Origin of the sequence: Kitasatospora sp. NPDC088391 (assembly GCF_044753345.1) — a bacterium.
Classification (GTDB): Bacteria; Actinomycetota; Actinomycetes; order Streptomycetales; family Streptomycetaceae; genus Kitasatospora.
The window spans coordinates 530622-557048 of record NZ_JBIVNB010000001.1 but is presented as its reverse complement, the minus strand read 5'-3'; the positions used below and the strand labels follow the sequence as shown (position 1 = coordinate 557048).

Below are 26427 nucleotides of genomic sequence, written 5' to 3'. Positions count from 1 at the left end.
CGCCCTCCCGGCGGCCTCCGGGCCGGACGGGCCGGCCCCCGACCGATCCCCCTCCTCCTCCACCACCGAGAAAGCGATCATGAGCAGCGACTCCACCACCTCGCACGACGACGCCCCGCAGCAGAGCGTTGCGGCGCCTTCGGACCTGGAGGACGTGTACCCGCTGTCCTCGCTGCAGGAGGGGCTGCTGTTCCACGCGTTGTACGACGACGGGGCGCGGGACGTGTACGTCGTGCAGTCGTACCTCGATCTCGCGGGGGAGGTCGCGCAGGACCGTCTCGCGGCGGCCGTCGACGCGCTGCTGGCGCGGCACGCGAACCTGCGGGCCGGGTTCTGGTACGAGGACCCGCAGGACGTGCTGCAGTTCGTGCAGCGCACCGTCGACACCCCGCTGCGCACCGTCGATCTGACGGGGCGTCAGGACGCTGACGTGCAGGCCGTGATGGACGAGGAGTGGCAGCGCCGTTTCGACCTGGACGCGCCGCCGCTGCTGCGCTTCGCCCTGCTGCGGCTGGGGGAGGGGCGGCACCGCCTGGTGCTGACCTGCCACCACCTGCTGCTGGACGGCTGGTCGATGCCGATCGTGGTGCGCGAGCTGCTGGCGCTGTACCGGGGCGAGGCGCTGCCGCCGGTGCGGCCGTACCGCGACCACCTGGCGCTGCTGGCGACCCGCGACACCGACGCGGCCGAACGCGCCTGGGCGCGGGCTCTCGCCGGGTTCGAGACGCCGCACCCCGTCGCGCCCGCCGTCGCCGGGGCCGGGGACGTCGAGCCGGGGCTGATCACCCGCCACGCCGGGCCGGAGCTGACGGCGCGCCTCGCGGCGGCCGTCCGGGGGCGCGGTCTGACGCTCGGGAACGTGGCGTACACGCTGTGGGGGGTGCTGGTCGGGGCACTGACCGGCAGCACCGACACGGTCTTCGGCACCACCGTGTCCGGCCGTCCCGCCGACCTGCCGGGGGCGGAGTCGATGGTCGGGCTGTTCATCAACACCGTCCCGGTCCGGGTGCGCCCGGCAGCCACCGCGACCCTCGCCGCGGCGGCGGCCGAAGTGCAGCGCGGCCAGGCCGAGTTGATGGAGCACCAGCACCTCGGCCTGGCGGCGGTCCAGCGGGCGGCCGGGGCCGGGGGAGCGCTGTTCGACACGCTGCTGGTGGTGGAGAACTACCGGGGCGGCGGCGACGGGCTGAAGGAGTCGCTGGCGGGGGCGGGCGGCCCCGTCGTCACCGGGCTGGGGGCCCGCGACGCGACCCACTACCCGCTGGGCCTGACCCTGCTGCCCGGCGAGGACCTCCGGGTCGAACTCGAGTACCGGCCGGACGCGTTCGACCCGGCGCAGGCCGAGGCCGTCGCCGAGCGCTTCCTCGGCCTGCTGGCCGCGTTCGCCGCCGACCCGGACACCCCGCTGGCCCGTCTCGACCTGCTGACGGCCGCCGAGCGCGCCGCCCTCCCGGCCGCCACCGCCGGTCCGGCGCTGCCCGCCGTCCCGGCGCCCGGCGTCGACGACCTGCTGCGCGCCCGCGCCGCCGAGCGGCCCGCGCTGCGCGCCCTGGTCGGCCCGGCCCTGGACGGGGTCCGCGCCGAGCGGAGCTTCGCCGAACTCGACGCCGACACCGACCGGTTGGCCCGCCTGCTGCTGTCCCGGGGGGTGCGGGCGGAGCGGATCGTGGCGCTCGCACTGCCCCGCTGCACCGAGTCCGTGACGGCGCTGCTCGCGGTGCTCCGGGCCGGCGGCGCCTACCTGCCGATGGACCTCGACCACCCGGACGAGCGCCTCGCCCTGCTGCTGGAGGACGCCCGCCCGGCCGTCCTGCTGACCACCTCGGCGGTGCTGTCCCGGCTGCCCGGGCACCCGGCCGCGACCGTCGTGCTGCTGGACGACCCGGCGGTCCGGGCCGAACTCGCCGCCCTGGACGGCGGGCCCGTCACCGACGAGGAGCGCGGCGGCCCGATCGACCCCGCGCAGGCCGCGTACGTGATCCACACCTCCGGCTCCACCGGCCGCCCCAAGGGCGTCGTGCTGGCCCACGCGGGCCTCGCCAACCTGGCCCACGACCACCTGGGCGGCGAGTTCGCGGCGGCCCTCGCCGCCACCGGCGAGCCCCGGCTGCGCGCCCTGCACACCGCCTCGTTCTCCTTCGACTCCTCCTGGGAGCAGCTGATCTGGCTGCTCGGCGGCCACGAACTGCACCTGCTCGGTGAGGACGACCGGCGCGACGCCGAGGCCGTCGTCGCCTACACCCGCGCCGAGCGGGTGCACGCCCTGGACGTCACCCCCAGCTACGCCCGGCAGCTGCTGGACTGCGGCCTGTTGACGGGCGGGCACCGCCCGCCGGTGCTGCTGCTGGGCGGCGAGGCGCTGCCCGAGGCGCTCTGGACGGAGCTGCGGACGGAGCTGCGGGCCGAGCCCGGCACCACCGTGCTCAACTACTACGGGCCGACCGAGTTCACCGTGGACGCCCTGGTCGCCGACCTCGCCGACAGCCCCGCCCCGACGGTCGGCCGCCCGCTGACCGGCGGCCGGGCGTACGTGCTGGACGCGCTGCTGCGGCCCGTGCCGGACGGCGCGCCCGGCGAACTCTTCCTGGCCGGTGTGCAGGTGGCGCGCGGCTACCTGGGCCGCCCGGGCCTGACGGCGTCCCGGTTCGTCGCCGACCCGTTCGGCGAGCCGGGCTCCCGGATGTACCGCACCGGCGACCTGGTGCGCCGCCGCGCCGACGGCGCGCTCGACTACCTGGGCCGGGCCGACGAGCAGGTGAAGATCCGCGGCTACCGGATCGAACTCGGCGAGATCGAGGCCGCGCTGGCCGAGCACCCGGGCGTCGCGCAGAGCGCGGTGCTGGTCCGGCGCGGCCCCGTGGACCGGATCGTCGCCTACCTGGTGCCCGCCGCAACGGAGTTGGACCCCGCCGAGGTGCGGGCGCGGCTCGCCGCCCGGCTGCCCGCGTACATGGTGCCGTCCGCGTTCGCCGTGCTGGACGCGCTGCCGCTGACCGTCAACGGCAAGCTCGACCGGGCCGCGCTGCCCGAGGACGGCCTCGACTACGCGGGCGCGGCCGGCTCCCGGGCCGCCGCCACCGCCACCGAGGAACTGCTCTGCGCGCTCTACGGCGAGGTGCTGGGCCTGCCCGAGGTCGGCGCCGAGGACGACTTCTTCCGCCTCGGCGGCGACTCGATCTCCTCGATCCGGCTGATCGGCGCGGCCCGCGCCGAAGGACTCGCGCTCAGCCCCCGCGACGTCTTCGAGCGCCGCACCCCGGCCGCGCTGGCCGCCCTCGCCGACGGGCGCGGCGCCGCCGACGCCGACACCCGCGCCGAACTGCCCGAACTCCCGGCCGCCACCGAGGCCGAGCACGCCGCCGTCCGGGCCGCCGCCCCGCACCTGGAGATCGCGGAGGTCTGGCCGGTCTCGCCGCTCCAGGAGGGCCTGCTGTTCGAGGCCGACTACGACGACGGCGCCGTGGACGTGTACACCGCCCGCGACGTCATCACCCTGGACCGCCGCCTCCCGGCCGCCACCCTGCGGGCCGCCGTCGCCGCCGTCCTGGACGCCCACCCCAACCTGCGGGCGGGCTTCCTGCAGACCGGCCCCGACCGGCCCGTCCAGTTCGTCCCCCGGGCCGTCGACGTGCCGCTCGCCGAACTCGACCTCTCCCACCTCGACGAGGCCGAGTTCGCCGCCGAAATGGCGGAGTTGACGGCCCGTGAGGCCGCCACCCGGTTCGACCTCGCCGCGCCGCCGCTGCTGCGCCTGGTCTCGGTGCTCGCCCCCGGCGGCGGCCAGCGCATCCTGGTCACCAACCACGCGCTGCTCTGGGACGGCTGGTCCTCCGGCCTGTTCCTGCAGGAGCTGCTGGGCCGCTGCGCCGACCTGCCCGCGCCCGAGCCCGCCCTGCCCTACCGGGACTTCCTGCGCTGGCTGGCCGCCCGCGACGGCGCGGCCGGCACCGCCGCCTGGACGGCCGCGCTGGCCGGACTGGACGGCCCGACCCTGCTCGCCCCGCAGGCCCGCGAGCGCGCCGGGCTGCTCCCGCAGTCCGTCACGGCCCGGCTGAGCGGCGAACTCAGCGGCCGGATCGCCGAGTTCGCGCGGACGCACGGCCTGACCCTGAACACCGTGCTGTCCGGCGCCTGGGCGCTGCTGCTCGGCGGCCTGACGAACCGTCAGGACGTGGTGTTCGGCGCCACCGTCTCCGGCCGCCCGGCCGAACTGCCCGGCATCGACGGCACCATCGGCATGTTCCTGAACACCGTCCCGGTCCGGGCCGTGCTCGACGGCTCGGAGTCCGTCGCCGCCTTCCTGGCCCGCCACCAGGCCGAGCAGGCCGCCCTGCTGCCGCACCACCAGACCGGCCTGGGCGCGATCCAGCGCGGCACCGGCTTCGGCCGGCTCTTCGACACCCTCCAGGTGCTCCGCAACACCCCCGCCGACGCCGACACCCGCGCCGAACTGCGCGAACGCCTGGGCGTCCGGGAGATCGAGGACGTCGACGCCGCGCACTTCCCGCTGATCTTCATCACCAACCCGGGCGAGGCGCTGACCTTCGAGTGGAAGTACCGCCCGGACGTCTTCGACCGCCCCGAGGTCGAGCAGCACGCCCAGCGCCTGATCGTCCTGCTCGACCGGCTCACCGCCGACCCCGACCGCCCCGTCCGGACCCTGGACGTGCTGACCGGCGGCGAGCGGGAGTTGCTGGGGGAGTGGGCCGATACCGGTCGCGGGTTGCCGTCGGCTTCGGTGGCGGAGTTGTTGGCGGAGCGGGCTGCTTCGGTGCCGGGCGAGGTCGCATTGGTGTTCGGGTCCGAGTCGTGGACGTATGCCGAACTGGATGCGCGGGTGGACCGGTTGGCGCGGTTGTTCGTCTCGCGGGGTGCGGGTCCGGAGCGGGTGGTGGCGCTCGGGTTGCCGCGGTCGTTGGACATGGTGGCGGCGCTGTTCGCCGTCCTGCGGGCGGGTGCGGCGTATCTGCCGCTCGAACTCGACTACCCCGTCGACCGGTTGGCGTTCATGGTGGAGGACACCGCGCCGGTGGTGCTGGTGACGGACTCCACGGCCGCCGCCCTGCTGCCGGAGCACCCCGTCACCCTGCTGCTGGACGACCCGGCCGTGGCCGCCGAACTGGCCGCCCTGCCCGCCGAGCCGTTCCGGGTGCCGTACGAGCCGGACGCCGCCGCGTACGTGATCTTCACGTCGGGGTCGACGGGTCGGCCGAAGGGTGTGGTGACGCCCTACCACGGCTTGACGAACATGCAGTTGAACCACCGCGAGGCGATCTTCGACCCGGTGGTGGCGTCGGCCGGTGGCCGTCGGCTGCGGATCGCGCACACCGTGTCGTTCTCCTTCGACATGTCGTGGGAGGAGCTGCTCTGGCTGGTCGAGGGCCACGAGGTGCACGTCCTCGACGAGGCGCTCCGCCGCGATGCCCAGGGGCTGGCCGACTACTGCGCCGAACAGTTCGTGGATGTCATCAACGTGACACCCTCTTACGCCCAGGCGCTGGTGGAGTGCGGCCTGCTGGACGAGGACCGGCACCGCCCGGTGCTGGTGCTGCTCGGCGGCGAGGCCGTGGCCGAGACGCTGTGGTCCAAGCTGCGGGAGACCCCGGGCGTCATCGGCTACAACCTGTACGGGCCGACCGAGTACACGATCAACACGCTCGGCGGCGGCACCCTCGACTCGGCGACCGCCACCGTCGGCCGGCCGATCTGGAACACCGTCGCGCACGTCCTGGACGCCCACCTGCGCCCGGTGCCGATCGGCGTCCCTGGTGAGCTTTACGTCAACGGCGTCGGCCTGGCGCGCGGCTACCTCAACCGCCCCGGCCTCACCGCCGAGCGCTTCGTCGCCGACCCGTTCGGCACGCCCGGCTCCCGGATGTACCGCACCGGCGACGTCGTCCGGTGGCGTCAGGACGGGCTGCTGGACTTCCTCGGCCGCGCCGACGACCAGGTCAAGATCCGCGGCTACCGGATCGAACCGGGCGAGATCGAGGACGCGCTCACCCTGCACCGGGACGTCGCGCAGGCCGCCGTGCTGGTCCGCGAGGACACCCCGGGCGTCAAGCGCCTGGTCGCCTACCTGGTTTCCGCCACAACGGAGTTGGACCCCGCCGAGGTGCGGGCGCAGCTCGCCGCCCGGCTGCCCGAGTACATGGTGCCCTCGGCCTTCGTGGTCCTGGACGCGCTGCCACTGACCGTCAACGGCAAGCTCGACCGCAGGGCGCTCCCCGCGCCGCAGCTCGGCGGCGGGGAGCGGGCCCCGCGCGGGGCCCGCGAGGAGATTCTGTGCGGCGCGTTCGGCGCGGCGCTGGGCCTCGCGGAGGTCGGCCCGGAGGAGAACTTCTTCGACCTCGGCGGCCACTCGCTGCTCGCCGCCCGCCTGGTCGCCAAGGTCCGCGCTCTGCTCGGCGGCGCCCTGACGGTCCGTGACCTGTTCGAGGCCCCGACGCCCGCCGACCTGGCGCTGCGCCTGGACGGCCCGGGCGAGGCCCGCCCCGCGCTGACCCGCCGGGACCGGCCCGCCGACCTGCCGCTCTCGCACGCCCAGCGTCGGATGTGGTTCCTGCAGAACCTGGACGGCGACGGCGCGACCTACAACGTGCCGCTGGTGGTCCGGGTCTCCGGCCCGCTCGACACCGACGCCCTGCGCACCGCCGTGCGCGCCGTCAGCGAGCGCCACGAGAGCCTGCGCACCGTCTTCACCGAGCGCGACGGCTCGGTGTTCCAGCACCTGCTGGACGCGCCCCCGCCCGCCGAGGCGATCGAGCTGCGGCCCGTCACCGAGGCCGGCCTGGACGCGGCGGTGCAGGCCGCCGTCCGGCGCGGCTTCGACCTGGCGACGGAGCGCCCGCTGCGCGTCACCGTGCTCGAACTCGGGCCCGCGGACCACGTGCTGGTGCTGCTGTTCCACCACATCGCGGGCGACGAGTGGTCGATGCTCCCGTTCGTCGAGGACCTGACCGCCGCCTACGCCGGGGAGGCGCTCGCGCCGCTGCCCGTGCAGTACGCCGACTACACCCGCTGGCAGCAGGAGCTGCTCGGGGACCCGGCCGACCCCGACAGCCTGCACAGCCGCCAACTCGCCCGCTGGCGCGAGGCGCTGGCCGGCCTGCCGGAGGAACTGGCGCTCCCGCTGGACCACCCGCGCACCCCCGCCGCCGGGTACCGGGGCGACACCGTGCACGCCCAGGTGCCGCCGGCCGTCTACCGGGGCCTGCGGGCGGCCGCCCGGGCCACCGGCACCACCACCTTCATGGTGCTGCGGGCCGCCGTCGCCACCCTGCTGCACCGCCTCGGCGCGGGCGAGGACATCCCGCTCGGCGCGCCCGTCGCGGGCCGCGCGGACAGCGGACTGGACCGCCTGGTCGGCTTCTTCGTCAACACCGTGGTGCTGCGCACCGACCTGGGCGGCGACCCGACCTTCGCCGAACTCCTCGGCCGGGTACGGGAGTTCGACCTCGCCGGGTTCGCCCACCAGGACCTGCCGTTCGACCGCCTGGTGGAGGACCTGAACCCGCCCCGGGTGCCGGGCCGGCACCCGCTGTTCCAGGTGATGCTGGGCTACCAGCACAACGACGGCCAGGCCGGGCGGCTGCTCGGCCTGGAGAGCCGGATCGTGCCGTTCGAGCTGGGCGCGGCGAAGTTCGAACTCGACTTCAACTTCGAGGAGACCTCCTCGGCCGAGGAGATCGACATCGCCTTCGAGTACGCCGCCGACCTCTACGACCGCAGCACCGCCGAGGCCCTGGTCGAGCGCCTGCTCGCCGTCCTCGCCCAGGTCGCGGCCGACCCGCACCGCCGGATCGGCGCACTGGACGTCCTGACCGGCGGCGAGCGGAAGCTGCTCGGTGCATGGGCTGCCACGGGGCGGGAGTTGCCGTCGGCGTCGGTGGCGGAGCTGTTGGCGGAGCGGGCTGCTTCGGTGCCGGGCGAGGTCGCATTGGTGTTCGGGTCCGAGTCGTGGACGTATGCCGAACTGGATGCGCGGGTGGACCGGTTGGCGCGGTTGTTCGCGTCGCGGGGTGCGGGTCCGGAGCGGGTGGTGGCGTTGGGGCTGCCGCGTTCGTTGGACATGGTGGCGGCGCTGTTCGCCGTCCTGCGGGCCGGTGCGGCCTACCTGCCGCTCGAACTCGACTACCCCGAGGACCGGTTGGCGTTCATGGTCGAGGACACCGCGCCCGTCGTCCTGGTCACCAGCCGGGCCGCCGAAGCACGGATGCCGTTCACCCCGGGTGTGCCCCGCCTGCTGCTGGACGACCCGGTGGTCGAGGCCGAACTCGCGGTGCTCCCCGACACCCCCTACCGGGTGCCGTACGAGCCGGACGCCGCCGCGTACGTGATCTTCACGTCCGGGTCGACGGGTCGGCCGAAGGGCGTGGTGACGCCCTACCACGGCCTGACGAACATGCAGTTGAACCACCGCGAGGCGATCTTCGACCCGGTGGTGGCCTCGGCCGGTGGCCGTCGGCTGCGGATCGCGCACACCGTCTCGTTCTCCTTCGACATGTCGTGGGAGGAACTGCTCTGGCTGGTCGAGGGCCACGAGGTGCACGTCCTCGACGAAGCCCTGCGCCGTGACGCGGAAGCCCTCGCGGCCTACTGCGCCGAACAGTTCGTGGATGTCATCAACGTGACACCCTCTTACGCGCAGGCACTGGTCGACCGGGGCCTGCTGGACGAGGACCGGCACCGCCCGGTGCTGGTCCTGCTCGGCGGCGAGGCCGTCGCCGAGACGCTGTGGTCGAAGCTGCGGGACACCCCCGGCGTGATGGGCTACAACCTGTACGGGCCGACCGAGTACACGATCAACACGCTCGGCGGCGGCACCCTCGACTCGGCCACCGCGACCGTGGGCCGGCCGATCTGGAACACCGTCGCGCACGTCCTGGACGCCCACCTGCGCCCCGTCCCCGTGGGCGTGCCGGGCGAGCTGTACGTCAACGGCGTCGGCCTGGCCCGCGGCTACCTCAACCGCCCCGGCCTCACCGCCGAGCGCTTCGTCGCCGACCCGTTCGGCGAACCCGGCGCCCGGATGTACCGCACCGGCGACGTCGTGCGCTGGCGCCAGGACGGGCTGCTGGACTTCCTCGGCCGCGCCGACGACCAGGTCAAGATCCGCGGCTACCGGGTCGAGCCCGGCGAGGTCGAGGACGCGCTGAGCGCACATCAGGACGTCGCCCAGGCGGCGGTCGTGGTCCGCGAGGACACCCCCGGGGTGAAGCGCCTGGTCGCCTACCTGGTCGCAGGTGAGGGTACCCTTATCGAGGCCGCTGCGATCCGTCGCACGCTGGCCGCCCGGCTGCCCGAGTACATGGTGCCCTCGGCCTTCGTGGTCCTGGACGCCCTGCCGCTGACCGTCAACGGCAAGCTCGACCGCAAGGCGCTCCCCGCGCCCCGGGCCGAGGACTTCACCACCGGCGGCGAACGGCGCGCCCCGCGCTACCCGAGCGAGCGGGCGGTGCACGCGGCCTTCGCCGAGGTGCTCGGCCTGCCCGCGGTCGGCATCGACGAGAACTTCTTCGACCTCGGCGGCCACTCCCTGCTGGCGATGGAACTGCTCCAGCGCCTGCGCGCCGACTTCGAGGGGGACCTGCGCCTGCCCGACCTGTTGACCCGGCCCACCGTCTCGGCCCTCGCCGAGTTCCTGGTCGACCGGCTGGTCGGCGCCGCCCTCGGCGACGCGCCGTCCTGCTCCGCCTGACACCCCGCCACCCACCCCGCCCCACCCCACCGAGGAGAGACCCGATGGCAGCCACCAACCCCTTCGAGGACGACGACGCCCGCTACCTGGTCCTGGTCAACGACGAGAACCAGCACTCGCTGTGGCCCGCGTTCGCCGAGGTCCCGGCCGGCTGGCGGACCGTCCACGGCGAGGACACCCGCGAGGGCGCCACCGCGTGGATCGACGCCCACTGGACCGACCTGCGCCCCGCCAGCCTGGTCGCCCGCACCTCCTGACCCGACCGGCTCGATCGACTCGACCGACCCGACCGCCGGCGGAGGGGACGGCCCGGCACGACCCGGACCGTCCCCTCCGCCGCACCCCGCCGACCGACGGATGGCCAACGCCGTGAGCACCCACCAGCCAGCCCCCGCCGCCGGGCCCCCCGACGGCCCGACCGCCGAGCACCCGACCGCCGGGCACCCGGACGGCGAGCACCCGGACACGGTGCTGCCCGCCGACGAGGACCTGCCGCCGACCGCGCTCTCCCCGGAGCAGCGCCGCCGCGCCAAGGCCCTGCTGCGCGGCGCGCTCCGCCCGCACCGCGGCACCGTCGCCGCCGCGATGACCGCCGCGGGCATCCGGCAACTCGCGCTGCTCGCCGTCCCCTGGTGCGTGCAGCAGGCCCTCGACGAGGGCCTGCAGAAGCACGACGCCGGCGCGCTCGCGCGCTGGGCCGCCGCCACCGCGCTCGCCGCGCTGGTCCAGTTCGCCGGCCTGTACGGCTGGCAGTACTGGGCCGGGTACGCGGACGCCAAGGTCGGCGCCGACCTGCGCGGGCGGCTGCTGCGCCACCTGTCCGGGCTCGACCGGGCCGCGCTCGCCGCCCGCGGCCACGGCGACCTGGCGATGCGCGCCACCCGCGACACCGACCTGGTCCGCGAGTGGGTGCACGGCCTGGCGATCTGGGTGGTGCTCGGCACCACCTTCCTCACCGTGCTGCCCGCCATCGCCGCGCTCGACCTCAGCCTGCTGCTGGTCACCCTCGCCACCCTGCCGTTCCTGGTCTGGGTCAACCTGCACTACCCGCGCCGGTTCGCCACCGCCTCCGCCGACCTGGCCGCCGCGCACGGCGCCCGCGCCGACGCCGTCGCCGACCTGCTCCAGCTCGGCACCGGCCTGCGCGGCACCGGCGGCCACCGCCCGCTGGTCGACCGGCACCACGCCGCCAGCGCCGACGTCACCGGACGGACCCTCACCGCCGCCCGGATCGAGGCGTCCTGGGCCGCCGTCGCCCCGCTCGTCCCGCGGCTCGCCGTCGCCGCGGGCGTCGGCCTCGGCGGCCTCGCCGTCCTGGACGGGCACCTCACCGTCGGCGGACTGGTCGCCTTCACCTCCTGGATGGCCATCGTCACCCTCGCCACCCGGGTCCTGGTCGACCGCCTGCTCGAACGCGGCCAGGCCGACGTCGCCGCCGCCCGGATCGACGAGGCGCTCTCCCTCGGCGCGACCGTCGCCGACCCCGCCGAACCGGTCGGCCTCCCGGCGGGCGGCGCGCTGGAGTTCACCGGCGCACTCGCCCGGCGGGACGGCAAGGACGTCCTCGGACCGGTCGGACTGACCGTCGCCCCGGGCGAGTTCGTCGCCCTCTCGGGCGCCACCGGCGCGGGCAAGAGCACCCTGCTGCGGCTCGGCGTCCGGCTCGACGACCCCGACGCGGGCACCGTCCGCTACGGCGGCGTCGACCTGCGCACGGCCGCGCTCGACCAGGTCCGGACCCGGATCGCGTACGTCGCCCAGCGGCCCGTGCTGCTCTCCGGCACCGTCGCCGACAACCTGCGGCTCGGCCGCGAACTGCCGCAGGCCGCCCTGGAGGACGCCTGCCGCACCGCCGGGCTGCACGACCAGCTCGCCGCGATGCCCGACGGCTACGCCACCGAACTCGGCGAGGGCGGCACCGCGCTCTCCGGCGGCCAGGTCCAGCGCCTGGCGATCGCCCGCGCCCTGCTCGGCGACCCCGCCGTCCTGCTCCTCGACGACGCCACCTCCGCCCTCGACACCACCACCGAGGCCCTCGTCCTCGACCGCCTCCGGGCCTGGGCCGCCGGCCGCCGCACCCTGCTCTTCGCCACCCACCGCACCGCCGTCCTCGCCGCCGCCGACCGCACCGTCCACCTCCACGCCCCGGGCGGCCCCGCCACCCCGTCACCGACCCTCACGGAGGCCACCCATGGCTGAACAGCCGCTGTTGCGCGAGGAGGCCGAGGAGCGCGGGGTGCTCCGCCGGGCCCTGCCGTTCCTGCGGCCGCACCGGGGCCGGCTGGCGGTGGCGCTCGGGGTGGGGCTGGCGGACTCGGCGGCGCTGGTCGCGGTCGCCCCGCTGGTCGGCCTGGCCACCGACGCGCTGCTCGACGGGGACCGGGGGCGGCTGGGCCGGGCCGTCGTCCTGCTCGCCGTCCTCGCCGCCGCCCAACTGGTGCTGGCCCGGGTCGGCGAACTGCTGCTGATCCGCAGCGGAGAGGACGTCGTGCGGACCCTGCGCGAGCGGGCCGTGGAGAACCTCGCCACCGCGCCGCTGCGCTTCCTGGAGACGCACCGCAGCGGCGACCTGCTGCGCCGGGCCACCGGCGAGGTCGCGGCACTGGCCGCGTTCGTCCGGCTGCACCTGCGCAACCTGGTGTCGGCGCTGGCCACCCTCGGGTTCACGCTGACCGTGCTGGCCGGGTACTCCTGGCAGCTGCTGCTGGTCCAGCTGGTGGTGTTCCTGCCGCCCGCGCTGCTGGTCACCCGCTGGTTCCAGCGCGACGCCGCGTCCGCGTTCGGCGGCAAGGCGAGCGCCGAGGCGGCCGTCGCCGCGACCTTCACCGAGACCCTGACGGCCCGTGAGGCGCTGCAGACCTCGCGCGGCCTGGCCGGCTGGACGGTCCGCTTCGACCGGGAGAACCGGCACGCGGTGCGGGCCGCCCGGCGGGCGCTGCGGGTGGAGAACCGGATCGACCTGGTCAGCCTGGTCGAGGGCCTGGCCCTGGTCGCGCTGCTCGCCGTCGGCGGCTGGCTGGTCACCCGGGACGCCGTGGGTGTCGGCACCGTGGTGGTGTTCGTGGTCGCGAGCCGCAACCTGTTCGACTCCTGCACCGACCTGTCCCAGCTGGTCGGCGAGGTCGCCACCGCCCGCACCGGCCTGGCCCGGCTGCTGGACCTGCTGGCCGCGACCGCGCCCGCCGCCGACCCGGCCCCCGTCGCCGACCTGCCGGAACGGGGCGAACTGCGCTGCGAGGGCGTCGACTTCGGCTACCGGGCGGACGGTCGGGCGCTGCACGGCGCCACCCTGGCCTTCCCGGCGGGCAGCCGCACCGGCCTGGTCGGCGAGACCGGCTCCGGCAAGACCACGCTGGCCAAGCTGCTCTGCGGCCTCTACCGGCCGGACGCCGGCGCGGTCCGGTTCGCGGGCACCGCGCTCGCCGCGATCCCGGAGGAGCAGCTGCGCCGCCGGATCGTGCTGGTGCCGCAGGAGGTCCGGCTGGTCACCGGCACCGTCGCGGAGAACCTGGCGCTGGTGCGGGGCGCGCCGGACCGGGCCGCGATCGAACGGGCCGTCGCCCGGCTCGGCCTGACGCAGTGGCTGGACGGGATCGGCGGCCCGGACGCCGAGGTCGGGCAGCGCGGCTCCCGGCTGTCGGCGGGGGAGCGGCAGATCCTCGGTGTGGTCCGCGCCGTCCTCGCCGACCCGGCCGTGCTGGTGCTGGACGAGGCCACCGCCGACATCGACCCCGCCACCGCGGCCCGGCTGGAGCACGCCCTCGACGAGCTGCACGCCGACTGCACGCTGATCGTGGTCGCGCACCGGCCCGCGACCATCGCCCGGCTGCCCCGGGTGGTCCGCCTCGCCGACGGCAGGGTTGTCGCCGACGGCGGCCCCGGCCCGCTCGCTGAGGGAACGTCATCCCCGGTTCGCTCTGGCCACGAAGAAAAGGTTAGGCTAGCCTAAGCTTCAGGCGTTCGCCCGGCGCCGCCGCCACGTCCCGCCCCGGGACGGTGCGGTGGCGCCCGGCTGTTCCGGCCACCACCGACCGAATGGGCTGACCGAGATGACCACCACCGCCGCGCCGCCCCGGATGCGGATCGTCCGCCACCCGCTCAAGTACCGCCTCCTGGAGGTCAAGCGGGTCGAACGGGTCACCCCCGGCACCGTCCGGGTCACCTTCGCCGGCGACGCGCTGGAGGGCTTCTGCGAACAGGCCCCGACCGACCACGTCAAGCTCTGCTTCGCCGCGCCCGGCCACGAGCTGCCCACCGAGCCCGTGGTGGAGAACGACACCTGGATGGACGCCCCGGTCGAGCCGATCACCCGCGACTACACGATCCGGAACTACCGGCGCGAGGCCCGCGAACTCGACATCGACATGGTGCTGCACGGCACCGGCGTCGGCTCCGGCTGGGCCGCCGCCGCCGAACCCGGCATGCGGCTCGGCGTGTTCGGCCCGCGCGGCTCCGAGGAGATCGACCTCGTCCACGACTGGTACCTGCTCGGCGCCGACGAGACCGCGCTGCCCGCCCTGGCCCGCTGGCTGGAGGCCCTCCCGGCGGGCGCGAAGGCGCTCGCCTTCGCCGAGGTCCCCGGGCCCGAGGACGAGCAGCCGCTCAACACCGCCGCCGATGCCACCGTCGTCTGGCTGCACCGCGGCGACGCCGCACCCGGCACCACCGACCACCTCGAACGCGCCGTCCGCGCCGCCGAGTTGCCCCCCGGCCTGGGCTTCGCCTGGATCGCCGGCGAGGCGGGCACGCTCCGCCCGATCCGCCGCCACCTGCGCAACGAACGCGGCCTGGGCCGCGACCAGGTCGACGTGGACGGCTACTGGAAGCGCGGCACCGCCAACCACGACCACCACGAGGACGAGCACACCCCGCACGCATGAGCACCCAGCACCCCCGGCCCGCCCCGAGCACCGGGCGACCCGACGAGACCACCCGAACCGCCCCGGGCGCCGGGCGGCTTGACGAGACTGCCCGAACCGCCGTGAGTACCGGGCGGCCCGAGGAAACCGCCCGAACCGCCCCGAACGGCGGTCGGCTCGACGCGACTGCCCCAAGCACCGTGAGTACCGGGCGGCTCGACGCGGACGTCCGGCCCACCCGGACCGCCCCGGGTGCCGGGCCGCGGGCGGCGGCCGCCGCGGCCGACCCGCCCGCTTCCCGGCGTCGGGCCCCGGCCGCGAGCGCGGGCCGCCGCACCGCCTGGCTGCTCGGGGCCCTTGCGCTGCTCGCCGTCCTCGCCGTCCTGTCGCTCGGCGTCGGCGCCCGCGGGATCGCTCCCGGGCAGGTCCTGCACGTCCTGCTGCACCGCGAACCCGCCTCCGAGGACTGGATCGCCGTCCACCACTCGCGCATCCCGCGCACCCTGCTCGGCATCGCCGTCGGCGCCGCCCTCGGCCTCTCCGGCGCGCTGATGCAGGCACTCACCCGCAACCCGCTCGCCGACCCCGGCCTGCTCGGCATCAACGGCGGCGCCGCCGCCGCGGTCGCCGCCGGCACCGCCCTGCTCGACCTGCGGACCTTCTCGGCGTTCGTCTGGTTCGCGCTGCTCGGCGCCGCCGTCTCCGCCCTGGTCGTGCAGATCCTCGGCGGCGGCGGACGCGCCTCCGCCACGCCCGCCCGGCTCGCGCTGGCCGGCACCGCCGTCACCGCCGTGCTCACCGCCTTCGTCAACGCGCTGGTCCTGCTCGACCCGCTCACCCTGAACCGCTTCCGCTACTGGCAGGTCGGCACCTTCGCGGGCGTCGAGGCCCCCGTCCTCGGCCAGGTGCTGCCCTTCCTCGCCGCCGGCGCCGTCCTCGCCCTGCTGCTCGGCCGCCCGCTCGACGCGCTCGCCCTCGGCGACGACACCGGCCACGCCCTCGGCGCCCGCCCCGGCCGCACCCGCGCCCTCGGCCTGCTCGCCATCACCCTGCTGTGCGGCGCCGCCACCGCCGCCGTCGGCCCGATCGCCTTCGTCGGCCTCGCCGTCCCGCACCTCGCCCGCCGCCTCTGCGGCCCCGACCAGCGCTGGATCATGCTGCTCTCCGGCGTCCTCGCGCCCGTCCTGCTGCTCGCCTCCGACATCCTGGGCCGGCTGCTGCTCCGCCCCGCCGAACTCCAGGTCGGCGTGGTCACCGCCTTCCTCGGAGCCCCGCTCTTCATCGCCCTGGTCCGCGGCCGGAGGATCGCCCAACTGTGAGCACCACCAAGACCCTCGACGCACCGTCGGCGGACCGCGCCCCGGCCGCCGTCCCGCCGCCCTCCCCGTTGCGGGCCCTGCCGCTGCCCGGCGGACGCTCGGTGCGCTGGCACCCGCGCGCCGCCCTGGTCGCCGCCGTCCTGCTGCTCGCCCTGCTCGGCACCGCCGCCTGGACGCTGACCGCCGGCGACTACCCGCTGCCCGTCCGGGACGTCCTCGACGTCCTCGGCGGCGGCGGGCGGCGCGCCGACCGGTACATCGTCATGGAGGTCCGGCTGCCCCGGCTGCTCACCGCGCTGCTGGTCGGCGCGGCCCTCGGCCTGGCCGGGACGCTGTTCCAGACCCTGGCCCGCAACCCGCTCGGCAGCCCCGACGTGATCGGCTTCACCGTCGGCTCCGCGACCGGCGCGCTCACCGTCATCCTGCTGATCGGCGGCGGCGCCGCCACCGTCGCGGGCGGCGCCGTCGTCGGCGGCCTCGCCACCTCGCTGCTGGTCTACCTGCTGGCCCGGCGCGGCGGCACCCACGGCTACCGGCTGGTCCTGGTCGGCATCGGCGTCTCCGCGCTGCTCGCCTCGCTCAACTCCTACCTGATCGCCCGGGCCTCGTTCGGCGACGCGCAGAGCGCCACCGTCTGGCTCACCGGCAGCCTCAACGCCCGCGGCTGGGAGCACTGCACGCCGATGGCGCTCGCCCTGCTGCTCCTGCTGCCCGCCGCCGTGCTGCTCGGCCGGCCGCTGCGGATGCTGGAGATGGGCGAGGACACCGCCGCCTCGCTCGGCGTCCGCACCGAGGCCGTCCAGTTGTGGCTGGTGCTGGTCGGGGTCGGGCTCACCGCCGCCGCGACCGCCGCGGCCGGACCCGTCCCGTTCGTCGCGCTGATCGCCCCGCAGGCCGTCCGCCGCCTCACCCGCACCACCGGGCCCAACCTGCTCGGCTCGGCGCTGCTCGGCGCGCTGCTGCTCGCCCTCTCCGACCTGGCCGCGCAGCGGCTGCTCGCGCCCACCCAGCTGCCGGTCGGCGTCCTGACCGGCGTGGTCGGCGGCGGCTACCTGCTCTGGCTGATCGCCCGTCAGTGGCGGCGCACCGCCTGATCCGCCGGCTCCCCGAGGCCGAACAGCCGGGCCCCGTTGTGGTGGCAGACCGCGCGCAGCCAGTTCGCGCCCAGGTCGAGCCGCTCCAGCGCCCGCAGCTGGTGCAGGTACGGGTAGGGGATGTTGGGGAAGTCGGTGCCGAGCAGCACCCGGTCGCCCTGCGCGGCGAGCCGGGGCAGCAGCCCGGGCGGGAACGGCATGAAGTCCTCGGTGAAGTCGGTGAACGCCATCGTGGTGTCCAGGTGCACCCGCGCGTGGCGCTCGGCCAGGTCCAGGAACTCCCGGTACTCGGGCATGCCGAGGTGCGCGACCACCAGGCACAGCCGCGGGTGCCGGGCCAGCACCCGGGCGACCGGCTCCGGACCGGTGTGCTTCCCCGGCGCCGGGCCCGACCCGCAGTGGATCACCACGGGCGTCCCGGCCTCCGCCAACAGCCCCCACGCGCCGTCCAGTTCAGGGTCCGCCGGGTCGTACCCGCCGACCTGCACGTGCGCCTTGAACACCCGCGCCCCGGCCTCCAGCGCCTCCCGCACGTACCCCTCGACGCCCGGCTCCGGGAACAGCGTCGCGGTGTGCAGGCAGTCCGGCGTCCGGCCCGCGAACTCCGCCGCCCAGCCGTTCAGCCACCGCGCCATCCCCGCCTTGTGCGGATACAGCATCGCGGTGAACGCCCGCACCCCGAACTCCCGCAGCAGCGCCGTCCGTTCCGCCTCCCCCCGCCGGTACGTGATCGGCCACCCGCGGTCCCCGATCAGCGGCCCCGCCGCGTCGAAGTACTCCCACACCTTCCGCAGCACCCGCTCCGGCATGAAATGGGTGTGCACGTCCACCAGCCCGGGCAGCCCCAACCCGCCCCAGAACTCCCGGACCTCCGCCGCCTCGCCCGCATCCACCATCCCCCGATCATGCCGCACCCCGCCCCGCGGAGCGGTCGGCGGGGCGTCAGCGGGGGGTGTTGCGGGGGTGGTGCCGGGCGGTGCGTTCGTTGCCGCGCTTGTAGTTGCCCGTCCAGCGGGCCATCACGAGTTGGGGGTCGCCGGACTCGACCTCGGCGAGGAACCGGTCGGCCCGGTCGCCGCGGAGGGTGCCGGCCGGGCGGTGGCGGTGCAGGATCAGGACGGTGCCGTCCGGGCGCCGCTGGTACTCGAATCCGGAGGGGGTCGGCATGGGTGGGGCGGCTCGCTTTCCGCGGGGGGCCGGGTCGGACCACCACATGGTGGGGGCCGTCCGGGGGGCGGGCAACGGGTTTTCGGCCGTCAGGGGGTGAGGAGGCGGCGGAAGACCCGGGCGCGGCGGGCCGGGTCGAGGGTGGCGGCCCAGGCGGGGGGCGCGGCGGCGGGCGGGATCTCGGTGAAGCCGTGGCGGCGGAAGGGGGTGCCGTCGGTGACGGTCGCGGCGAGGACGGTGCGCAGGCCGGTCCGGCGGGCCTGGGCCAGCACGGCGGTGATCAGGACGCCGCCCAGGCCGAGGTTCTGCCGGTCCGGCCGGACGCACAGGTTGTGCAGGACGCCGGTCGCGGGGTGGCCGGGCTCGGGGGCGAGGACGCGCAGCGCGGCGCACGCGTCGAGCCCGGAGGCGCCGCGGACGACCAGGAAGGTGTCCGCGGCGCACCGGTAGTCGGCGGGGGTGCGGGCCCGCAGCGCCCCGGAGCGGATGAACGGCAGCGAGAGCGCGTACAGCGCCCCGGCGTCCCGGAAGTCGGTGCGGACGGCGGTGACGGCGGGCGCGGCGGTGGGCGTCATCGGCGGCCGGGGGCGAGCGGGACGACCAGCGGGGTGCCGGTCTGCGGGTCGGCGATCACCTGGCAGGGCAGGTCGAAGACCCGTTCGACGAGGTCGGCGGTGACGATCTCGCCGGGCGGCCCCTCGGCGACCACCGCGCCGTCGCGCATCGCGATCAGGTGGGTGGCGTACCGGGCGGCCTGGTTGAGGTCGTGCAGCACGGCGACCAGGGTGCGGCCCTGTTCGTGGTGCAGCCGGGCGCACAGGTCGAGCACCTCCACCTGGTGCGCGAGGTCGAGGAAGGTGGTGGGTTCGTCGAGCAGCAGCAGCGGGGTCTGCTGGGCGAGCGCCATGGCCAGCCAGACCCGCTGGCGCTGCCCGCCGGACAGCTCGTCGACGAAGCGGTCGGCGAGCGCCTCGACGTTGGTGGCGGTCATCGACTCGGAGACGATCCGCCGGTCCTCGGCCGACCACTGCCGCAGCAGCCCCTGGTGCGGGTAGCGGCCGCGGGCGACCAGGTCGGCGACGGTGATCGCGTCCGGCGCGGTCGAGGACTGCGGCAACAGGCCGAGCCGGCGGGCGAGTTGCTTGGCGGGCAGGGCGGAGATCTGCTCGCCGTCGAGCAGCACCCGTCCGGCGCTGGGCTTGAGCAGCCGGGCGAAGGCCCGCAGCAGGGTGGACTTGCCGCAGGCGTTGGGGCCGACGACCACGGTGAAGGAGTGGTCGGGGACGGCGACGGTCAGCTCGCTGGCGATCGGCCGGTCGCCGTACCGGAGGGTGACCTTCTCGGCGAGCAGTCGGGCTTCGGTGCCGGTCACTTGACGGCCTCCAGCAGTTCGGTGGTGTCGAGGACGACGGCGCAGGTGCCGGCCGTCCAGCGCAGCGCCTCGCGGTGCCGCTCGGCGGAGAAGTCGGCGACGGCGTCGGCGACCACGAACGCCTGCAGGTCGCGCTGCCAGGCGTCGGCGGCGGTCAGCTGGACGCCGATGTGGGCGTACACGCCGACGATCACCAGCTGGTCGCGGCCGAGTCCGGCGAGCTGCTCGGCGAGGTCGGTGCGGACGAAGGCGCTGTACTTCCACTTCTGCACGTGCCGGTCGCCGGGGGCGGCCGCGACGGACGCGGGCGAGGACTGGGCGTGCTCGTCGGCGGGCAGGCCGGGGCCCCAGAAGTCCAGTTGCAGGCCGCGCTGTTCGGCGCTCTGGCCGCCCTGCTGGTGCGAGTGGAACACCGGCATCCCGGCGGCCCGGGCGGCGGCCAGGATGCGCGCGGTGTTGGCGAGCACCGGCTCCAGCGGCGGTCCGGCGGCCGGGAACGCGGCCAGGAAGTAGTGCTGCAGGTCGTGCACCAGGACGGCGGCGCGCCCCGGGTCGACCTGCCAGGGCACGCGGCGCGGCGGCAGTTCGGCGGGCAGTTCGTACGGGGCGATGGCGGGCAGGGCCATGGGGGAGGGGAGCCTTTCTCGGCGGACGGGTCCGGCAGGGCTTCAGTCGGCGGTGGCGCGGAGGTCCTTCTTGCTGACCTTGCCGATGCCGGTGGACGGGAACGCGGCCACGAACTCGACCCGGTCCGGGACCTTGAACCCGGCCAGCCCGGCGGCCCGGACGAAGGACTTCAGCTCGACCGGCCGGGGCGGCGGCGCGTCGGGGCGCAGGATCACGTAGGCGCAGGAGCGTTCGCCCAGGTAGTCGTCGGGGACGGCGACCACCGAGACGTCGTGCACGGCGGGGTGGGCCAGCAGGACGTTCTCCACCTCCTCGGCGGCCACCTTCTCGCCGCCGCGGTTGATCTGGTCCTTGGCCCGGCCCTCCACCACCAGGTGGCCGGTCGGGGTGCGGCGGACGATGTCGCCGGTGCGGTAGAAGCCGTCGGCGGTGAAGGAGCGGGCGTTGTGCCCGGGGGCCCGCCAGTAGCCGCGGATCGTGTAGGGGCCGCGGGTGAGCAGGTGGCCGGGCTCGCCGGGGGGCAGGTCGAGGTCCGCGTCGTCGACGATCCGGATCTCGTCGTCGGCGGAGATCGGGCGCCCCTGGGTGGTCAGCACGGTGTGCTCGTCGTCCTCGGGGCGGGTGTAGTTGACCAGCCCCTCGGCCATCCCGAAGACCTGCTGGAGCCGGCAGCCGAGCGCCGGTCCGAGCCGCCGGGCGGCCTCCGCGCTGAGCTTGGCCCCGCCGACCTGGAGCAGTTCCAGGCTGGACAGGTCGTACCGGCCCGGGTCGGCCTCGGCGGCGTGCGCCCAGGCCAGGGCGAGCGGCGGCACCACGCCGGTCAGGGTGACGCGTTCGCGCGCGACCAGGCCGAGCGCGGTGGCCGGGCTCGGGTCGGGGGCCAGCACCACCCGGCCGCCCGCGTGGAAGGTGCCGAGCGTGCCGGGCGAGGACAGCGGGAAGTTGTGCGCCGCCGGGAGCGCGCACAAGTACACGGTGTCCGGGCCGAGTTCGCAGATCTCGGCGGACGCCCGGACGCTGTACAGGTAGTCGTCGTGGCAGCGCGGGATCAGTTTCGGCAGGCCGGTCGAGCCGCCGGACAGCTGGAGGAACGCCAGGTCGCCGGAGTGCGGCGGCGCGGGCACCGGAACGCCCGCGGGGGCGCGGAGTGCGGCCAGCGGCGTGAACGGGCCGGGCTCGCCGACCACGAACACCTCCGGCGGGTGCGGCACCGCGGCCCGCACCTCGGCCGCCAGCTCCCGGTGGTCGAAGCCCTCGTGGCGGTCCGGCACGAACAGCGCCCGGGCCTCGGCGAACTCGCAGAAGTAGCCGATCTCGGCGCGCCGGTGCGCGGGCAGCGCCATCACCGGCACCACGCCGGCCCGCAGCGCGCCGAAGAACACCTCGAAGAACTCGGCGACGTTCGGCAGTTGGAGCACGATCCGGTCGCCGGGGCGCAGGCCGCAGGCGGCCAGCCCGGCCGCCAGCCGGTCGGCCCGGGCGTCCAGTTCGGCGTAACTCCACTGCCGGGCGCGGTCGGTGACGGCGATCCGGTCCGGGGTCGCGGCGGCGTGCCGCCGGACGCCCGCGTCCAGCAGCTCGCCGGTCCAGTACCCGGCGGCCCGCCAGCGGGCGGCCACCCCGGCGGGGTACAGCTCCGCGGGGTGCGGGTCGGCGGGGTGCGGCTCCGCGGGGTGCGGGTCGGCGGGGGAGCCGGGGCCGGTTCCGTCGGGGTGCGGGCTCATCGCGGGTCCTCCGGGCCGTGCGGCGTGATCGGGTGGGTGCGGAACTCCGGCCGTTCGTCGGTGGGTTCGCCGTCGGTGGAGTGCTGGCGCAGGCCGGGCTCCGCCGGGCGGGCCGGCCAGCGGCGGGTCACCGCGGCGTCGGGGTCCGGGATCACCGGTCCCCCGCCATCCCGACGGCCTGCAGGAAGGTGCCGAACTTGGCGGCGGTCTCGGCGAGTTCGAGTTCCGGGTCGGACGCGGCGACGATGCCCGCGCCCGCGAACAGCCGGAGCCGGTCGCCGTCCGCCTCGGCGCAGCGCAGCGTCACCACCCATTCGCCGTCGCCGTGTTCGTCGCCCCAGCCGACCACGCCGGTGTACAGGCCGCGGTCGAACGGCTCCAACTCGCCGATGGCGTCCCGGGCCAGCGCGGTCGGGGTGCCGCAGACCGCGGGGGTGGGGTGCAGGGCGAGCGCCAGGTCGAGGGCGCTGGTGGCCGGGTCGCGCAGGACGCCGGTCACGGTCGAGGACAGGTGCCACATCGCGGCGGTCCGCAGCAGGGTCGGCCGGACCGGGACGGCCAGGTCGGTGCAGTGCGGGGCGAGCGCGGACCGGACGGCGTCGACCACGAAGGCGTGCTCGCCGAGGTCCTTGGCGGACTCCAGCAGGGCCTCGGCGCGCCGCCGGTCCTCGACCGGGTCGGCGCTGCGGGCGGCCGATCCGGCCAGCGGGTTGGAGACCACGCGGCCGCCGCGCCGGGAGACCAGCAGTTCGGGGCTGGCGCCGATCAGGGTGGCGCCGCCGCCGGCCGGGACGGCGAAGGTGTAGCCGTGCGGGTCGCGGTGCACCAGGCGGGCCGCCATCGCGGCCAGGTCGGCGCCGCCGGGCGCGGTCAGCTCCAGGGTGCGGGCCAGCACGACCTTCTCCAGCGGGCCGCTCCCGGCCAGGCGGCGCACCGCCTCGGCGACGGCCGTCCGGTAGCCGTCCGGGCCGGGCACCGGGCGGCGCTGCCAACGCCCGTCCGCGGTGGGGCCGGTGGGCAGCGGCGCGCCGGCCGGCGGCGGCACCGGCCCGGCCTGCCGGACCCGCTCCGGCACGAACAGCCGGGCGGGCGCGCCGGGTGCGAACGGTATGGCGCCGACCAGCAGCCGCCGTCCGCCGTCGGGCCGGGCCGCGGCCAGCAGCCGGGCGGCCTCGGCCGGGTCCTCGACGGCGCGGTGCACGCCCTCGGCCAGCAGGGTGCGGGTGGGCGTGGTGAGGAAGGCCCGGTCGGGCCCGGACCGGTAGGCGGCGAGCAGGTCGCTGCCGGTCACCGCCGCGGGCGTGCGGAGCTCGGGGGCCGTGGTCATCGGAATCCCTTCGTGGGGCGCCCGGCCGGGCAGGGGGCCGGGGCGGTGCGGAACGGGGACGGGGCGTGCGGGGCGGGCCGACGGGGCGTCAGGCGCGCAGGGTGGCCCCGCCGTCGACGTACAGGTCGTGCATGGTGATGTGCCGGGCCCGGTCGCCGGCCAGGAAGGCGACGGCCTCGGCGACGTCGACGGGGTCGGCGATCCGGCCGAGCGGGATGCCGACCCGGTAGCTCGCCGGGTCGCCGGCCAGGACGCGCTGCTCGGCGCCGGGGTCGGTCCACAGCGAGCGCTGCATGGCGGTGTCGGTGGAGCCGGGGGAGACCAGGTTGCAGCGGATGCCGGAGGCGGCCAGTTCCAGGCCCAGGCAGCGCATGAACATGGCGGTGGCGGCCTTGGAGGCGGCGTACGCGGCCATGCCGGTGCGCGGCACCCCGGCCGCGTTGGAGCCGACCGTGACGATGCTGCCCCGGCCGCGCCCGGCCATCCGCCGCCCGACGGAGCGACAGGTGTGGAACACGCCGGTGGTGTTGACGGCGAAGGAGTGCTGCCAGGCGTCGTCGGCGAGCTCCAGCGCGGGGCCGACCCGCAGCACGCCCGCGACGTTCACCAGCACGTCCACCGGCCCGACCGTACGCTCCACCTCGGCCACCAGCGCCTCCACGGCGGCCCCGTCGGTGACGTCCAACTCCTTTACGGGGAAGGCCCCTTCGGTGTCGGAGCCGCGCAGGTCGCAGCCCACCACCCGGGCGCCGCGCCCGGCGAGCAGCGCGGCCACGGCCGCGCCGATGCCCTGCGCCGCGCCGGTGACCAGCGCGACCCGCCCGCCGAAACCGTCCCCGCCGGAACCGTCCCCGCCGGCGTCGGCCGTCACCGGGCGGCCGGGCGCGGGAGGGCGGATGTGCGGATGCGGAACGGCATGGGTGCTCCCGGGTACACGGATGCGCAGGTCGCGGACCTGCGGCCTACTTAGGTTAGGTTAGCCTAATCAATTGTGGGCGGATGCTCCAGGTGCCCGGACCGGCGGACGGGCAGACCGGCGGGGGCGGCCGACGGGTCGGCAGGCCGTCCGGCCTTGCGGTCCGCCGGCGGGGTGCGGAGGCTGGAAGGGGCGAGTGGCGGCGTTCGACCGCCGGGCCCCGGGAGGTCTCCGGTGAAGTTCATCCAGATCATCGAGTACCGGACCGGGCGGATCGACGAGTTCAACGCGCTGCTGGACGAGTGGGCCGCCAGGAACGAGGGCCACCGGCTGGCCGTGCGGGCCCTGCAGACCCGGGACCGGGACGGTGCGGACGTCTACCTCAACATCGTCGAATTCCCGTCCTACGAGGTGGCGATGGAGAACTCGCGCCGCCCCGAGACGGCCGAGTTCGCCGCCCGGGCCGCCGGGCTCTGCGACGGCCCGCCGACCTTCCGCAACCTGGACGTGATCGGGGACCGCACCTTGGCCGACTGAACCGGCGCCCGCGGGTCGCCCCGCGCCCCCGGGCCGTCCTCTGGTCAACGCGCGCCGCGGTGCGCAGCATGGGGGAGTCCCGCCCGTGCACGTCCAGGAGGCACCCGTGCCGCACGACCCGCGTCCGCTGAGCTACTCCTCCGGCCCGTCCGCCGCGCCGCTGCTCGGCGACACCGTCGGAGCCAACCTCGACCGGGCGGTCCGCGCCCACCCGGCCCGGGAGGCGCTGGTCGAGTGCGCGACCGGCCGCCGCTGGACGTACGCCGAACTCGCCGCCGACGTGGACGCGGTGGCGCTGGGCTTGGCCGCGCTCGGGATCGGCCGGGGCGACCGGGTCGGCATCTGGTCGCCGAACCGGGCCGAGTGGATGCTGGTGCAGTACGCCACGGCCCGGCTCGGCGCGATCCTGGTGACGGTCAACCCGGCGTACCGGGCACACGAGTTGGAGTACGTGCTGAACCAGGCCGGCATCCGGCTGCTGGTGGCGGCCGAGCGCTTCAAGGACTCCGACTACGCCGGGATGGTCGCCGAAGTCCGGCCGCGCTGCCCCGGGTTGGCGCGGGTGGTGCTGCTGGACACCCCGGACTGGGCGGAGCTGGTGGCGGCCGGCCGGGCCGGCGACCCGGCGCTGCTGGAGCGGGCGGCGGCCGAACTGGGCGCCGACGACCCGATCAACATCCAGTACACCTCGGGCACCACCGGCTTCCCGAAAGGCGCCACCCTCTCGCACCACAACATCCTCAACAACGGTTACTGGGTGGGGGAGTTGTGCGGCTACACCGAGCAGGACCGGATCTGCGTGCCGGTGCCGTTCTACCACTGCTTCGGCATGGTGATGGGCAACCTGGCGGCCACCTCGCACGGCGCCTGCGTGGTGATCCCGGCCCCGGCCTTCGACGCCTCGGCCACCCTGGCCGCGGTCGCCGCCGAGCGCTGCACCTCGCTGTACGGGGTGCCGACCATGTTCATCGCCGAACTCGCCGACCCGGACTTCGACTCCCACGACCTGTCCAGCCTGCGCACCGGCATCATGGCGGGCGCGCCCTGCCCGACCGAGGTGATGAAGGACGTCATCGGCCGGATGGGCATGGCCGAGGTGTCGATCTGCTACGGCATGACGGAGACCTCCCCGGTCTCCACCCAGACCCGGGCCGACGACTCGGTGGAGCGCCGGGTCTCCACCGTCGGCCGGGTCGGGCCGCACCTGGAGGTCAAGGTGGTCGACCCGGCCACCGGCCGGACCGTGCCGCGCGGCGAGCCCGGTGAACTGTGCACCCGCGGCTACTCGGTGATGCTCGGCTACTGGGGCGAGCCGGCGAAGACCGCCGAGGTGATCGACGCGGCCCGCTGGATGCACACCGGCGACCTGGCGGTGATGGACGCCGACGGCTACCTGTCGATCACCGGCCGGATCAAGGACATGGTGATCCGCGGCGGCGAGAACGTGTACCCGCGCGAGATCGAGGAGTTCCTGCACACCCACCCCGACGTGCTGGACGTCCAGGTGATCGGCGTGCCCGACGAGAAGTACGGCGAGGAGCTGATGGCCTGGGTGCGGATGCGCGAGGGGGCCGAGCCGCTCACCGCGGCGGCGGTCCGGGCCTTCTGCGCCGGGCGGCTGGCCCGGTACAAGGTCCCCCGGTACGTGCGGGTGGTGGACGCCTTCCCGATGACCGTCACCGGCAAGGTCCGCAAGGTCGAGATGCGCGCCGAGGCCACCCGTCTGCTCGGGCTCTGACGCCCCGTCACCGTGCTGACCGGGCACGTTGTCGCGGCCGGGCCCCG

At 75.8% G+C, this 26427-nt stretch carries 18 protein-coding genes; 9 read left to right on the top strand and 9 right to left on the bottom strand.

Annotated elements, in window-relative coordinates; translation table 11 throughout:
- The first annotated feature begins 79 nt into the window (after window positions 1-79).
- The 7 genes from ACIQBJ_RS02365 (at window position 80) to ACIQBJ_RS02335 (ending at window position 16972) form a co-directional block, all read left to right on the top strand.
- Entirely contained in the window at window positions 80-9700 is a 9621-nt protein-coding gene (locus ACIQBJ_RS02365; RefSeq protein WP_400702075.1) for an amino acid adenylation domain-containing protein, read from the top strand.
- Between the two features lie 44 nt (window positions 9701-9744).
- The gene (locus ACIQBJ_RS02360; RefSeq protein ID WP_400702072.1) at window positions 9745-9957 is read left to right on the top strand and encodes an MbtH family protein; all 213 of its coding nucleotides are present in this window, start codon (window positions 9745-9747) and stop codon (window positions 9955-9957) included.
- A gap of 112 nt (window positions 9958-10069) precedes the next feature.
- Window positions 10070-11899 carry an ABC transporter ATP-binding protein gene (locus tag ACIQBJ_RS02355; RefSeq protein WP_400702069.1) on the top strand — a complete coding sequence of 610 codons (1830 nt, stop codon included), beginning with the start codon at window positions 10070-10072 and terminating at the stop codon, window positions 11897-11899.
- Window positions 11892-13649, top strand: coding sequence for an ABC transporter ATP-binding protein (locus tag ACIQBJ_RS02350; protein ID WP_400702066.1), 1758 nt, complete (start codon window positions 11892-11894; stop codon window positions 13647-13649). Before ACIQBJ_RS02355 ends, ACIQBJ_RS02350 begins: the two co-directional genes overlap by 8 nt.
- 100 nt (window positions 13650-13749) lie before the next feature.
- A complete protein-coding gene (locus tag ACIQBJ_RS02345; protein ID WP_400702063.1) occupies window positions 13750-14580 on the top strand; it encodes a siderophore-interacting protein in 831 nt (276 codons plus the stop codon).
- A gap of 179 nt (window positions 14581-14759) precedes the next feature.
- Window positions 14760-15878 (top strand): FecCD family ABC transporter permease, encoded by a 1119-nt coding sequence (locus ACIQBJ_RS02340; protein WP_400702060.1) that lies wholly within the window; start codon window positions 14760-14762, stop codon window positions 15876-15878.
- Window positions 15875-16972, top strand: a complete 1098-nt coding sequence (locus tag ACIQBJ_RS02335) for a FecCD family ABC transporter permease (protein WP_400702057.1) — start codon at window positions 15875-15877, stop codon at window positions 16970-16972. Before ACIQBJ_RS02340 ends, ACIQBJ_RS02335 begins: the two co-directional genes overlap by 4 nt.
- Here the strand turns inward: ACIQBJ_RS02335 and ACIQBJ_RS02330 are convergent.
- The 9 genes from ACIQBJ_RS02330 to dhbA all read right to left on the bottom strand — a co-directional run bounded on the left by ACIQBJ_RS02330 (window position 16951) and on the right by dhbA (window position 24060).
- The gene (locus tag ACIQBJ_RS02330; RefSeq protein WP_400702054.1) at window positions 16951-17868 is read right to left on the bottom strand and encodes an amidohydrolase family protein; all 918 of its coding nucleotides are present in this window, start codon (window positions 17866-17868) and stop codon (window positions 16951-16953) included. The genes ACIQBJ_RS02335 and ACIQBJ_RS02330 overlap by 22 nt on opposite strands.
- Window positions 17869-17914: 46 nt before the next feature.
- Complete coding sequence (locus ACIQBJ_RS02325; protein WP_400702051.1) at window positions 17915-18139, bottom strand: hypothetical protein; 225 nt, start codon at window positions 18137-18139, stop codon at window positions 17915-17917.
- 89 nt (window positions 18140-18228) lie between these two features.
- Window positions 18229-18714 (bottom strand): GNAT family N-acetyltransferase, encoded by a 486-nt coding sequence (locus tag ACIQBJ_RS02320; protein ID WP_400702048.1) that lies wholly within the window; start codon window positions 18712-18714, stop codon window positions 18229-18231.
- Complete coding sequence (locus tag ACIQBJ_RS02315; protein WP_400702045.1) at window positions 18711-19511, bottom strand: ABC transporter ATP-binding protein; 801 nt, start codon at window positions 19509-19511, stop codon at window positions 18711-18713. Before ACIQBJ_RS02315 ends, ACIQBJ_RS02320 begins: the two co-directional genes overlap by 4 nt.
- Window positions 19508-20137, bottom strand: a complete 630-nt coding sequence (locus ACIQBJ_RS02310; RefSeq protein ID WP_400702042.1) for an isochorismatase family protein — start codon at window positions 20135-20137, stop codon at window positions 19508-19510. Before ACIQBJ_RS02310 ends, ACIQBJ_RS02315 begins: the two co-directional genes overlap by 4 nt.
- Before the next feature lie 42 nt (window positions 20138-20179).
- Window positions 20180-21862 carry a (2,3-dihydroxybenzoyl)adenylate synthase gene (locus ACIQBJ_RS02305; protein WP_400702039.1) on the bottom strand — a complete coding sequence of 561 codons (1683 nt, stop codon included), beginning with the start codon at window positions 21860-21862 and terminating at the stop codon, window positions 20180-20182.
- The gene (locus ACIQBJ_RS02300; protein ID WP_400702036.1) at window positions 21859-22017 is read right to left on the bottom strand and encodes a hypothetical protein; all 159 of its coding nucleotides are present in this window, start codon (window positions 22015-22017) and stop codon (window positions 21859-21861) included. The genes ACIQBJ_RS02305 and ACIQBJ_RS02300 overlap by 4 nt, the downstream gene beginning before the upstream one ends.
- Window positions 22014-23189, bottom strand: coding sequence for an isochorismate synthase (locus ACIQBJ_RS02295; protein ID WP_400702033.1), 1176 nt, complete (start codon window positions 23187-23189; stop codon window positions 22014-22016). The genes ACIQBJ_RS02300 and ACIQBJ_RS02295 overlap by 4 nt, the downstream gene beginning before the upstream one ends.
- A gap of 88 nt (window positions 23190-23277) precedes the next feature.
- Entirely contained in the window at window positions 23278-24060 is a 783-nt protein-coding gene (dhbA, locus tag ACIQBJ_RS02290) for a 2,3-dihydro-2,3-dihydroxybenzoate dehydrogenase (RefSeq protein ID WP_400702030.1), read from the bottom strand.
- 279 nt (window positions 24061-24339) lie between these two features.
- On the opposite strand from dhbA, the gene ACIQBJ_RS02285 reads away from it, so the two are divergent.
- Together ACIQBJ_RS02285 and ACIQBJ_RS02280 are read left to right on the top strand one after the other, a co-directional pair.
- Window positions 24340-24642: a hypothetical protein gene (locus tag ACIQBJ_RS02285; RefSeq protein ID WP_400702027.1), complete on the top strand. Its 303-nt coding sequence runs from the start codon at window positions 24340-24342 to the stop codon at window positions 24640-24642.
- A gap of 106 nt (window positions 24643-24748) precedes the next feature.
- The gene (locus ACIQBJ_RS02280; RefSeq protein ID WP_400702024.1) at window positions 24749-26380 is read left to right on the top strand and encodes an AMP-binding protein; all 1632 of its coding nucleotides are present in this window, start codon (window positions 24749-24751) and stop codon (window positions 26378-26380) included.
- Window positions 26381-26427 lie beyond the last annotated feature (47 nt).

Bases quoted from the DNA above. Each gene is read 5' to 3' on its own strand.
- ACIQBJ_RS02320 (WP_400702048.1), bottom strand. From the start codon at position 18,714: ATGACGCCCACCGCCGCGCCCGCCGTCACCGCCGTCCGCACCGACTTC.
- ACIQBJ_RS02365 (WP_400702075.1), top strand. From the start codon at position 80: ATGAGCAGCGACTCCACCACCTCGCACGACGACGCCCCGCAGCAGAGC.
- ACIQBJ_RS02305 (WP_400702039.1), bottom strand. From the start codon at position 21,862: ATGAGCCCGCACCCCGACGGAACCGGCCCCGGCTCCCCCGCCGACCCG.
- ACIQBJ_RS02350 (WP_400702066.1), top strand. From the start codon at position 11,892: ATGGCTGAACAGCCGCTGTTGCGCGAGGAGGCCGAGGAGCGCGGGGTG.
- ACIQBJ_RS02325 (WP_400702051.1), bottom strand. From the start codon at position 18,139: ATGCCGACCCCCTCCGGATTCGAGTACCAGCGGCGCCCGGACGGCACC.
- ACIQBJ_RS02295 (WP_400702033.1), bottom strand. From the start codon at position 23,189: ATGACCACGGCCCCCGAGCTCCGCACGCCCGCGGCGGTGACCGGCAGC.
- ACIQBJ_RS02330 (WP_400702054.1), bottom strand. From the start codon at position 17,868: ATGGTGGATGCGGGCGAGGCGGCGGAGGTCCGGGAGTTCTGGGGCGGG.
- ACIQBJ_RS02360 (WP_400702072.1), top strand. From the start codon at position 9,745: ATGGCAGCCACCAACCCCTTCGAGGACGACGACGCCCGCTACCTGGTC.
- ACIQBJ_RS02345 (WP_400702063.1), top strand. From the start codon at position 13,750: ATGACCACCACCGCCGCGCCGCCCCGGATGCGGATCGTCCGCCACCCG.
- ACIQBJ_RS02310 (WP_400702042.1), bottom strand. From the start codon at position 20,137: ATGGCCCTGCCCGCCATCGCCCCGTACGAACTGCCCGCCGAACTGCCG.